The sequence below is a fragment of the Halomonas sp. 111 genome (genome assembly GCF_052379685.1).
GTDB classification, from domain to species: Bacteria; Pseudomonadota; Gammaproteobacteria; order Pseudomonadales; family Halomonadaceae; genus Vreelandella; species Vreelandella citrativorans.
Map to the genome: position 1 here is coordinate 152,267 of NZ_JBQSYV010000006.1, position 10,305 is coordinate 162,571.

At 57.0% G+C, this 10,305-nt stretch carries 12 protein-coding genes; 3 read left to right on the forward strand and 9 right to left on the reverse strand.

Going from position 1 to position 10,305, the window contains the following annotated elements:
• Positions 1-3 precede the first annotated feature (3 nt).
• Positions 4-894 carry a tRNA glutamyl-Q(34) synthetase GluQRS gene (gene gluQRS / locus ACT3T7_RS06650; RefSeq protein ID WP_444621375.1) on the reverse strand — a complete coding sequence of 297 codons (891 nt, stop codon included), beginning with the start codon at positions 892-894 and terminating at the stop codon, positions 4-6.
• A gap of 81 nt (positions 895-975) precedes the next feature.
• Entirely contained in the window at positions 976-1,413 is a 438-nt protein-coding gene (dksA, locus tag ACT3T7_RS06655; protein WP_087108663.1) for an RNA polymerase-binding protein DksA, read from the reverse strand.
• A 185-nt stretch (positions 1,414-1,598) separates the two neighbouring features.
• Here dksA and ACT3T7_RS06660 point away from each other — a divergent pair, with 185 nt between their 5' ends.
• Together ACT3T7_RS06660 and sfsA are read left to right on the forward strand one after the other, a co-directional pair.
• Positions 1,599-2,759, forward strand: coding sequence for an aminotransferase class I/II-fold pyridoxal phosphate-dependent enzyme (locus tag ACT3T7_RS06660; protein ID WP_444630425.1), 1,161 nt, complete (start codon positions 1,599-1,601; stop codon positions 2,757-2,759).
• On the forward strand, positions 2,756-3,565 hold the full coding sequence (sfsA, locus tag ACT3T7_RS06665) for a DNA/RNA nuclease SfsA (RefSeq protein WP_172117577.1): 810 nt from the start codon (positions 2,756-2,758) through the stop codon (positions 3,563-3,565). The genes ACT3T7_RS06660 and sfsA overlap by 4 nt, the downstream gene beginning before the upstream one ends.
• Here sfsA and metW read toward each other — a convergent pair.
• The 6 genes from metW to ACT3T7_RS06695 form a co-directional block, all read right to left on the reverse strand.
• Complete coding sequence (gene metW / locus ACT3T7_RS06670; protein WP_172117576.1) at positions 3,506-4,099, reverse strand: methionine biosynthesis protein MetW; 594 nt, start codon at positions 4,097-4,099, stop codon at positions 3,506-3,508. The genes sfsA and metW overlap by 60 nt on opposite strands.
• Positions 4,099-5,280, reverse strand: a complete 1,182-nt coding sequence (gene metX, locus ACT3T7_RS06675) for a homoserine O-succinyltransferase MetX (RefSeq protein ID WP_193053262.1) — start codon at positions 5,278-5,280, stop codon at positions 4,099-4,101. Before metX ends, metW begins: the two co-directional genes overlap by 1 nt.
• A gap of 64 nt (positions 5,281-5,344) precedes the next feature.
• Positions 5,345-5,938: a YggT family protein gene (locus ACT3T7_RS06680; protein ID WP_172117574.1), complete on the reverse strand. Its 594-nt coding sequence runs from the start codon at positions 5,936-5,938 to the stop codon at positions 5,345-5,347.
• A 28-nt stretch (positions 5,939-5,966) separates the two neighbouring features.
• Positions 5,967-6,791 carry a pyrroline-5-carboxylate reductase gene (proC, locus tag ACT3T7_RS06685; RefSeq protein ID WP_172117573.1) on the reverse strand — a complete coding sequence of 275 codons (825 nt, stop codon included), beginning with the start codon at positions 6,789-6,791 and terminating at the stop codon, positions 5,967-5,969.
• Between the two features lie 14 nt (positions 6,792-6,805).
• Entirely contained in the window at positions 6,806-7,516 is a 711-nt protein-coding gene (locus tag ACT3T7_RS06690; RefSeq protein WP_193053263.1) for a YggS family pyridoxal phosphate-dependent enzyme, read from the reverse strand.
• Between the two features lie 129 nt (positions 7,517-7,645).
• Entirely contained in the window at positions 7,646-8,788 is a 1,143-nt protein-coding gene (locus ACT3T7_RS06695) for an anhydro-N-acetylmuramic acid kinase (RefSeq protein ID WP_444630426.1), read from the reverse strand.
• Positions 8,789-8,903: 115 nt separating this feature from the next.
• On the opposite strand from ACT3T7_RS06695, the gene tyrS reads away from it, so the two are divergent.
• A complete protein-coding gene (gene tyrS, locus ACT3T7_RS06700; protein ID WP_193053265.1) occupies positions 8,904-10,103 on the forward strand; it encodes a tyrosine--tRNA ligase in 1,200 nt (399 codons plus the stop codon).
• Between the two features lie 17 nt (positions 10,104-10,120).
• Here tyrS and ACT3T7_RS06705 read toward each other — a convergent pair.
• On the reverse strand, positions 10,121-10,305 hold a 185-nt coding region (locus tag ACT3T7_RS06705), incomplete at its 5' end, for a hypothetical protein (RefSeq protein WP_444630427.1).

The following is a 10,305-nucleotide window of genomic DNA, read 5'->3' on the forward strand; positions in this document are numbered from 1 at the left end:
TCCTTACGGCGAGCGGCGGTGTTCGGTGGGGGAAAGGCGCTCAATCGCCCAGTTTGCCACTGCCCAGTGTAGCTGGCTGGCGGGAGGTTCTGTGGCCAGAGCGGCCGGTGGTGCTTGATCAAGCGCTTGAAGCGCCTGAAAAAGCTGGCGCCGCCTGCCGTCCTCGTCCTCGGCAAGCGCCGGGGCCAGGTTCTGTTTTGAAAGCTTTTGGCCGTCTGGGGTGACGACCAGTGGCAAATGTAAATAGCGCGGTTCTGGAAGCTTCAAAGCGCTTTGAAGCTGACGCTGCCAAGGGGTGTTGTCGAGTAAATCGAGCCCACGAACCACGTCGGTAATACCCTGCTCGGCATCGTCAACGACGACCGCCAACTGATAAGCCCAAAGACCATCCTTGCGCTTAAGTACCACGTCACCCAGCGCTACTGGGTCAAACTGCTGCGCGCCAAACAGACGGTCCTGCCAGACAATCGGGCGCTTGGCTAGGTCACTGCGTAACCGCCAGGCAACCGGCTTATCCGGCTCCCTTAATCCGTCACGGCACCAGCCTGGATAAATAGCATGCGATTGCCACTGTTTGCGTGAGCAGCTACAAGGATACGCCAAGCGCTGATCAATGAGTTGATCCAGCGCTTGTTGATAAGCGTCATGGCGGTTGTGCTGCCAGCATAGCGTTTCATCCCACTGTAAGCCAAAGCGTTCCAACTGGCGCAAAATGGTGGCGTCTGCCCCTTGGGGGCAGCGCGGTGGGTCGATATCTTCAATACGCACCAGCCAGCGCCCGCCAGCGGCACGGGCATCCAGATAACTGCCGAGCGCTGCAACAAGCGAACCAAAATGCAAAGGCCCTGAAGGAGTGGGGGCAAAGCGCCCCCGGTAGCTGATAGAAGACATCATGCAAACCTTTACCCAAAACAAAAGCGGGCACCCAAAGGTGCCCGCTTCAGCGTTAGCGTACCAAGGGGTTAAATAACCGGCTTAGCCGCCAAGCTGTTTTTCTTTAAGTTCCGCCAGGGTTTTGCAATCAACGCAAAGGGTGGCGGTAGGACGGGCTTCCAAACGACGAATACCGATTTCAACGCCGCATGCTTCGCAGAAACCATAATCGTCGTCGTCGATATTTTCGATGGTTTCATTGATTTTCTTGAGCAGCTTGCGCTCGCGGTCGCGAGTGCGCAGTTCAAGGCTAAAGCCCTCTTCCTGCGTTGCCCGGTCGGCGGGGTCGGCGTAGTTGTTGGCGTCTTCCTGAAGGTGGCGCACGGTGCGGTCCACCTCTTCCATGAGGTCTTGCTTCCAGTCCAACAGCAGCTGACGAAAATGCGCCAACTGCTTATCGTTCATGTACTCTTCACCCGGTGCCGACTCATACGGAGTGAAGGACTTGGCCGCTTCCGGTTTTTTTTCCGCTACTGGCATGGGATTGCCCCTTACGTATATGACTGCTGATCGATCATGAGCGTATGCCACGATCTCACGCCAAAGGGATGCTTGTTTAGCTGAAAAACTCCCGCTTTGCAAGCATAATGGTGCGTTTGCGACTATGGTCCTACTGCTTGTAAGACCCCTGTCATGCTTTAACTTTGCTAGATGAAGGAGCCGTTATGGCCTGGAACCCACGAATCAGCCACGTGGCACCTTTTCGCGTGATGCATCTATTGGAAATGGCCCAGGCGCGGGAGGCGGCGGGGCATGACGTGATTCATCTGGAGGTCGGCGAACCAGACTTTGCCACGCCTGAGCCGATCATTGCGGCAGGCCAACAGGCCTTGTCACGTGGTCAGACGCGTTACACTCCCGCCGCCGGGCTGCCTGCGCTGCGTGAGGCCATTGCCAGGCACTACGCAGAACACTTTAATGCTGACGTGGACCCTGCCCGGATTCTGGTTACGCCGGGTGCATCCGGCGCGCTGCTGCTGGCAAGCCAACTGCTTGTAGAGAGCGGTGACCGGGTGCTGATGGCGGACCCCAATTATCCATGCAACCGCCACTTTATGGCGTTGGCAGGCGCTGAAATTGACGCGGTTTCCGTGGGGCGTGAGAGCGGCTGGCAGTTGGATGCCGGTTTGGTCGAGCGGCACTGGCGTGATGAAACCCGGCTGGCCATGCTGGCTTCGCCCTCCAACCCTACCGGGCACACCTTGAGTGCTGAGCAGCTGTCTCAAGTGCTGGACGCTGTGGCCACGCGCTCGGGCGAAGTGATCGTTGACGAGATCTATCAAGGGCTCAACTACGACGATGTTCCGCTGTCTGCGACATCACTTTCCAGCGAAGCGTTTGTGGTTAACAGCTTCTCAAAATATTTCGGTATGACCGGCTGGCGCCTGGGCTGGCTGGTCGCGCCGCCGCGCGCGGTTGAGCCCTTGACCCGGCTTGCCCAGAACGTCTTTCTGGCAGCTTCTACCCCTTCTCAGCATGCAGCGCTTGCCGCTTTCACTCCCGAGTGCCGGGCGATTCTGGAGCAGCGTCGTGAAATTCTCGCTGAGCGCCGTCAGGTCTTGCTTGATGGGCTGGCGACGCTTGGCCTGGCGCCCGACTTACCGCCTCAAGGTGCGTTTTATGTCTGGCTGGATATCTCGCGCTATAGCCGCGATAGCCAGGCCTTTTGTGAACGGCTGCTGGAAGAGGAAAACGTAGCCATTACCCCCGGTATTGATTTTGCCGTGCGCGGTGGCGAGCACCATGTGCGGATTGCGTTTACCAATGATGTTGCTCGGCTTGAGGAGGCGGTGGCGCGGATCACCCGCTTCGTGGGGCGGCTATGACACGGGCCTCTTCGCTGCCTTCTCCATTGGGTTATCCGTCACTGGTTCCCGGTACGCTGCTGCGCCGCTATAAGCGTTTTTTTGCTGACGTGCGCTTGGACGATGGCCGAGAAGTGGTAGCGCACTGCCCCAATACCGGGTCGATGAAAGCCGTCAATGTGCCCGGCTGCCGAGTGTGGCTGTCACCCAGTGATAACCCCAAGCGCAAGCTTTTATGGACATGGGAGCTCATTGAGCTGCCCCAGCCCGATGGTAGCGTGTCGTTGGTATCGGTTCATACGGGGCGAACCAACCGGATTGTCGAGGCGGCGCTCAGTGCTAACCAACTGGAGGCGCTTACCGGTTATGCCTGCCAGCGTCGTGAGGTAAAGGTCGGGGAGTCGCGGCTTGATTTTCTGCTTGAGGACCCGGTGAAAGGGCGCGCGTACATTGAGGTCAAACAGGTAACCCTCAAAGAGCAGGATGGATACGGTTATTTCCCCGACTCGGTAAGCGTGCGCGGGCTTAAACACCTGCAGGCGTTAAGTGCATTGGCCTTGCAGGGGGAGCGGGCCGTGCTGCTGTTTTGCATTGCCCACGAAGGTATTAACGATGTTGCACCCGCTGCACATATCGACGCCGCCTATGCGGCAGGGCTTGAGGCGGCGGTTGCCAGCGGTGTTGAAGTGCTCGCGTATGGTACGAGCACTCAGTGGAAGGAGGGTGTTCCGGTCAGCGTAACGCTTGCGCGCACGCTGCCGGTTCGCTTAACGGCGACGTACGCGAAAGATGGCGATCTCGCCGAAGAGGTTGGGCCACCACTTTGAGGTCCAGTGCCCGCGGCGCTCGCCCACACCCACGGCACGATCCACGATGACCAGGCCCTTTTCACGGCACAGCTGCTCGAAGTCGTTAAAGGTCGACAAGTGAATGTTGGGCGTGTCGTACCAGGCGTGAGGCAGCGACTTGGAGACCGGCATGTAGCCGCGTAGACCCAGGTAGACGCGGTGACGCCAGTAGGCAAAGTTGGGGAAGGTGATAATGCCTTCGTCAGCGACGCGCAGCATTTCATCAAGCATTTTGTCGGGGCGGCGCAGTGCCTGGAGTGCTTGGGTCATGATGACCAGGTCGTAGCTGTGATCGCAAAAGCTGGCCAGTCCGTCGTCCAGGTTGTGCTCTATCACGCTGACACCGCGTGCCACGCAGCTGGTAATGCCGTCTGGGTCGATCTCCAGACCATAGCCAGTGACGCTCTTGTCGCGGGCCAGGCTCTCCAGAAGTTCGCCATCGCCGCAGGCGAGATCCAGTACGTGAGCGCCTTTAGGCACCCAGTCGTAAATCAGTTCAAGGTCGGCGCGCATCAACGGGTCTCCTCCAGGCCTAGCTCACGAGCAGTACGGTTCATAAAGGCGCTGAACAGCGCTTCATAACGCGGCTCTGGTAGCAGGAACGCATCGTGCCCATGGGGCGACGCAATATTGGCGTAGCTAACCGACTTGCCCGCTCGGATAAGGGCATCGACCAGCTCACGGGAACGGGCGGGCGGGAAGCGCCAATCGGTAGTGAAACTGACAATCAAGAAAGGGCACTGTGCAGGGGCAAGCGCTTTGGCCAGGTCACCGCCGCAGGTGGCGGCCGGGTCGAAATAGTCCAGCGCCTTGGTCATCAGAAGATAGGTATTGGCATCAAAGGCGGTGGAGAATGCATCGCCCTGGTAGCGCAGGTAGGATTCGACCTGGAACTCAACATCGAAGCCGAAGTTAAGGTCGTCGCTTCTAAGGTCGCGCCCGAACTTGCTGCCCATGGCGTCTTCTGACAAGTAGGTGATATGTCCCACCATGCGTGCCAGTTTCAACCCGCGCTTGGGTACGGTGTCATGCTCGGCGTACCAGCCGCCGAAGAACTCGGTGTCTGAGCGAATGGCCTGACGGGCTACTTCGTTAAACGCAATGTTCTGCGCTGAAAGCCGGGGCGTTGCGGCAATCACCACGGCATTTGCCACTCGCTCAGGGTAGGTTATTGTCCACTGCAGTACCTGCATGCCACCGAGGCTTCCGCCCACGGCGGCCGCCCAGCGCTCAATCCCCAGATGGTCGGCCAGGCGTGCCTGGCTTGCGACCCAGTCGCTGACCGTGACCATGGGGAAATCTGGCCCCCACTGGCGACCGGTTTCAGGGTTGTGGCTAACCGGGCCGGTGCTGCCGTGACAGCCGCCCAGGTTATTCAGGGAAACGACAAAGAAGCGATTGGTGTCGATCGATTTACCTGGCCCAATGTGCGCATCCCACCAGCCGGGCTTGCGGTCATCCAGACTGTGGTAGCCCGCCGCGTGGTGGTGGCCGGAAAGCGCATGGCAAATCAACACCGCATTGCTGCGTTCGGCGTTTAAGGTGCCGTAGGTCTCATAGATCAGCTCATATTCCGGAAGTACTTTTCCACAGGCGAGGGCAAGTGGCGTGTCGAACTGCGCAATATGAGGCGTGACAAGACCAACGGCGTCCGTTGGTCGGTCAGCAAAGGCAAGCGTGTCTGAGTCGGGCATCGAAAGCGTTAGTCCTGCAAAAGGGTTCTTCTGAATAAAGCCGGGGGGAAGCGGGGCTAAAGCCTTAAAGCCCTACCAGGGCCCCTGAAATGCCGGCAGCACGGATCAGAGAGCCAACCACCAGCCCATCAAGAAGATTAATGGCAATAAAGACCACAATGGGGGACAGGTCGATCATTCCCAGCGGTGGAATCACCCGGCGTACCGGCGCCATGATGGGCTCAACCACCTGCATGACCAGCAGTGCGCCCGGGTGGCTGGCATTCGGAGCCACCCAGCTTAAAATGATCATCACAATCAGAGCGAAAAAGTAGATCTTTAATATCGCATTGGCAATCGCCGCCACCCCGGCAATCAGTAGCCCGGCAATGGGCGGGATACCAATGCCGATCACCATGAAGATAGCCACCATGCTCACTACTTTTAGCACAAAGCCTGCGGCGAGCGTGGCAAGGTCGAAACGGCCCGCCACAGGGCCCAAAAAGCTCTGAAAAGGCCTTACGACAGGCTGGGTGATCTTAACCACCGACTGACTTAGCGGGTTATAGTAGTCCGCCCGCGATGCCTGCAATAAGAATCGCAGCATCAGTAAAAATAAATAGATATTGATCAGCGAGTTAACTAGCGTTAACCCGGCGCTACCCAATTGACTGCCCATTGCTGGTGTCTCCGTTACGTTAGATGATTCAGTGGCTGCTTAATTCACGGGCCATTTCCTGGGCGCGCTTGGCACAGGCTTCCATGGCATCGGCAATGGTAGTGCGCAACTGCGCCTCTTCCAGATGATGAATCGCGCGCTCAGTGGTGCCGCCTGGCGACATCACGTTTTGCTTGAGCGTGGCAGGGTCTTTGTCACTCTTCTGCGCCATGGTAGCGGCGCCCAGCGCCGTTTGGATGGCCAGGCGGCGCGCCGTTTCAGCCGGTAATCCAAGCGTTACGGCAGCCTCTTCCATGGCTTCAAGCATTAAAAAGAAATAGGCCGGGGCGCTACCAGAAACCGCCGTTACCGCGTCCAAAAGCGGCTCTTCTTCCACCCACTCAACAATGCCGACAGCTTCCATTAGCTGAGTGGCGATATCGCGCTGGGCATCGCTCACGGCTGAATTGGCGAACAGGCCGCTGGCGCCGTATCCCACCAGCGAAGGTGTGTTGGGCATGCAGCGGACCAGGGCGTTATTGCCCCCTAGCCACTGGTCGATGGTCGCGGCGTCCAGACCTGCTGCAATGGAGATCACCAGCGGGCGCTGTTGCTGAATAGTCTCCCGCAGCTTTTCACATACCACCCGCATGATTTGCGGCTTAACGGCCAGCACCACCACGTCAGCGTGACTGACGGCAACGTTGTTGTCGGTGTGAATATTAATACCCAGGCGCTCTTTTACCGGCGCAAGCTCGCTGCTGCTGGGCGCGGTGGCGGTAAGGTCCGTGGGTGCAACACCGCTGTCGATAAGGCCGCCGATAATAGCGGTCGCCATATTGCCTGCGCCGATGAAAGTGATCTTATTTGTCATGTGCGTGTCCTGTGTTATGAATTGACTGCGCCGCGCGCACCGAAAATAGCGGTGCCTAAGCGTACCAGTGTGGCACCTTCCATGACGGCGGCTTCAAGGTCATCACTCATGCCCATTGAAAGCGTATCTAATGGGGCCTGAGGCAGCGTTGTCTGTAGTTCTGTCAGCAGGTGCCTTAGTTCGGCTAACGGCTTGCGCTGTGCCTCTAGTGTGTCCGCTGGCGCGGGAATTGCCATTAAACCGCGCAGCCGTAAACGGGGTAGCTGGGCTACCTCATGGGCCAGCGCCCTAACGTCTTCAGGCATCACCCCCGATTTAGACGCCTCACGGCTAATATTAACCTGTAAACATATATTTAACGGCGCTAAATGACCTGGGCGCTGCTCGCTGAGTCGGTTGGCAACTTTTAAACGGTCAACGCTATGCATCCAGTCAAAGTGCTCTGCCACTGCGCGGGTTTTATTCGACTGTAGCGGGCCAATGAAATGCCACACAATATCGTTTAGGTCAGCAAGCTCGGTCTGCTTGTCTAATGCTTCTTGCAGGTAGTTTTCGCCGAACGCCCGCTGACCAAGTGCATAAGCCTGGCGAATCAGAGGGGCTGGCTTGGTTTTACTCACCGCAAGCAGCGTTGCGTCATTTAAAGGACGCTTGACCTCTAAAAGCGCCTGATGCAGACGTTCTCGCGCTTGGGCGAGCGACTCAGGAAGCGCGATGTCCATCATACTCAAGCACCTTACCGCAGTTGGAAGTGAGAGGGATATTACCGAACTGCGAGCATCCTCGGCAAAGTAGAATGCGTATGAACGGCCTCTTTTCGCTAATAAATATCAGCAGCTTCCATCGCCTGACGCTTAGCGTGAGTAAATGCCCCCTAATACACGCAGGCCGCTGGCACCCGTGACCGAGGGTAAGTTGCCAGGTAAATGGTGCAAACGCTGATGGGCAAGCCAGGCAAAGGCACCTGCTTCAATCCAGTCTTCTGGCCAGCCGTAAGCCGATGGCGAGGTAAACGTGGCGTTAGGTAGGTAATGGGCAAGGCGTGCCATTAAGTAGGCGTTGTGGGCGCCTCCGCCGCAGGTGATTAGGGTTGCGGGTTGGTTGTCGGGCAATAAGTACTTAATGCCTTCGGCCACGCTGATCGCTGTTAGCTCGGCAAGTGTGGCCTGCACATCTTCGGGTGATTCCGTGCCGGTAAGGTGCTGCTTGAGCCACGTTAAGTGAAACAGTTCGCGCCCGGTGCTGCGCGGCGGCGGTTGGCGAAAGTAGGGTTCGTTGAGGCAGCGCGCCAAGAGAGCACTATCTACCTGGCCGCTTTTAGCCCAGCTGCCGTTTTGATCAAACCGGCCGGGATAATGTTTTGCAAACCAGGCGTCCAGTAATACATTAGCTGGGCCGGTATCAAACCCTAATACCGGCTGTTCAGCATGGCGCGGTAGCCAGGTAACGTTGGCAATCCCGCCCAGGTTGAGGATGAGTTGTTCTATCGTTTGTCTTCCGAATAGCGCCTGATGAAAGGCGGGCGCAAGTGGGGCCGCCTGGCCGCCTGCCGCCAAGTCGCGGCGGCGAAAGTCGGCGACGACCGTGCATCCTGTCAGTTCCGCCAATAGGCTTGGGTTATCCAGCTGCAGCGTGTAGGCGGGGCCGCCACTATGCCCATCGGGAGCGTGCTCGATAGTTTGGCCATGGCTGCCGATTGCACTGATCTGGCTGGGTGAAAGACCTTGCTGGGCCAAAAGGGTATTAATAGCCTGCGCCTGAAGATGGCAAAAGGCATTTTCGGCCAAGGCCAACTGGGCGAAATTTACCTGCTCTGTGTTACATAGTGTTAATAGTGCGCTGTGTAATGCCTCCGGCATGGGCTCGGCATGGGTTGCCACTAACCGAGGAGGGGCGCTGTGAGTGATTGCAACAAGCGCTGCATCAATGCCGTCAAGGCTGGTGCCTGACATTAAACCCATATAATAAAGCGTGGGAGCAGTGGGGAGCGTTTTCATAAAGCAGTATCCAAGGCGGTGCGAAGGCTCAACCAGGCCGGACAGGCATGGTAACATCGTCGGTTATTGTTCATCTGTATGCCCAACGGGGCAACGTTTAGAGTGGAGAGAGGCAATGAGTGAGGTGGATCAGACGTTAGCGCTGTTGGCGCGGGGTACGCATGAAATCCTCGTAGAGGACGAGCTTAAAAAGAAGCTGGCCTCCGGGCGCAAGCTGCGTATCAAAGCTGGTTTTGACCCCACCGCCCCTGACCTGCATTTGGGTCACAGCGTGCTTCTGACCAAAATGCGTCAATTCCAGGACCTGGGGCATACCGTTATTTTTCTGATCGGTGACTTCACTGGACGTATTGGTGACCCGACGGGTAAGAACATCACCCGCAAGCCACTGACCGAAGCCGATGTGAAAGCCAACGCGGAAACCTATAAAGAGCAGGTTTTCAAGATCCTTGATCCTGAAAAGACCGAGGTGCGCTTTAATGCGGAGTGGTTTGGCGAGCTGACCGCCGCCAAGATGATTGAGCTGGCCGCACAAAGCACCGTTGCGCGTATGCTTGAGCGGGATGATTTTGAAAAACGCTATAAAGCCAATCAGCCTATCGCCATTCATGAGTTTCTGTATCCGCTGGTCCAGGGCTATGACTCTGTGGCGCTGGAAGCGGATATCGAGTTAGGCGGCACCGACCAGAAGTTTAACCTGCTGATGGGGCGTGAAATTCAAAAGCACTTCGGCCAGGAGCCTCAAGTTGTTATCACCATGCCGTTGCTGGAAGGTCTTGACGGCGTGCAGAAGATGTCGAAGTCGCTCGGTAACTACGTGGGCGTTGATGAAGCACCGGGTTCCATGTTCAATAAGCTGGTCTCTATGCCAGATAGCTTAATGTGGCGCTACTTTGAGCTACTGTCGCTGAAATCCAACGAAGAGCTTGATGCGCTTAAGCAGAGTGTTGAGCAGGGTGCGAACCCACGTGACGTGAAAATGGAGCTGGCGCGTGAGTTAATTGCTCGCTACCACGGTGAAGAAGCCGCTGCTAATGCGCACAAGTCAGCGGGTAACCAACTGGCCGATGGCGAACTGCCTGACGATCTGCCAGAAATAGAAGTGGATTTTGAAGGCGCTGATCAAGCCCCCATTGCTGCTGTACTCAACCGTTCAGGCCTGACCAAAAACAGTGCCCAGGCGAAAGACATGCTTAAGAACGGGAGTATTAAGGTTGATGGCGACGTGGTTGCGCAGGACACCATGCTGGCAACGGGTAAGGCCTACGTTATACAGGCAGGCAAGAAACGTTACGGTCGTGTGACGCTTGTTTGAACTTTTTGAAACTATCTTCAAAAAGGCCTTGCCAAACCGGCAGCGAATCCGTAAAGTATGCATCCGCTGTCGGGGACGCCCAGCGTTACCAGCGGTGAAGAAGGTGAAAACCTTCGGTTTGTCAGGAGGTTAGCGAGGTTTAAGTCGCTTGCTTCACCCGCTGAAAACAGCGGTTGACAAACATCAGGAAATGCGTAGAATG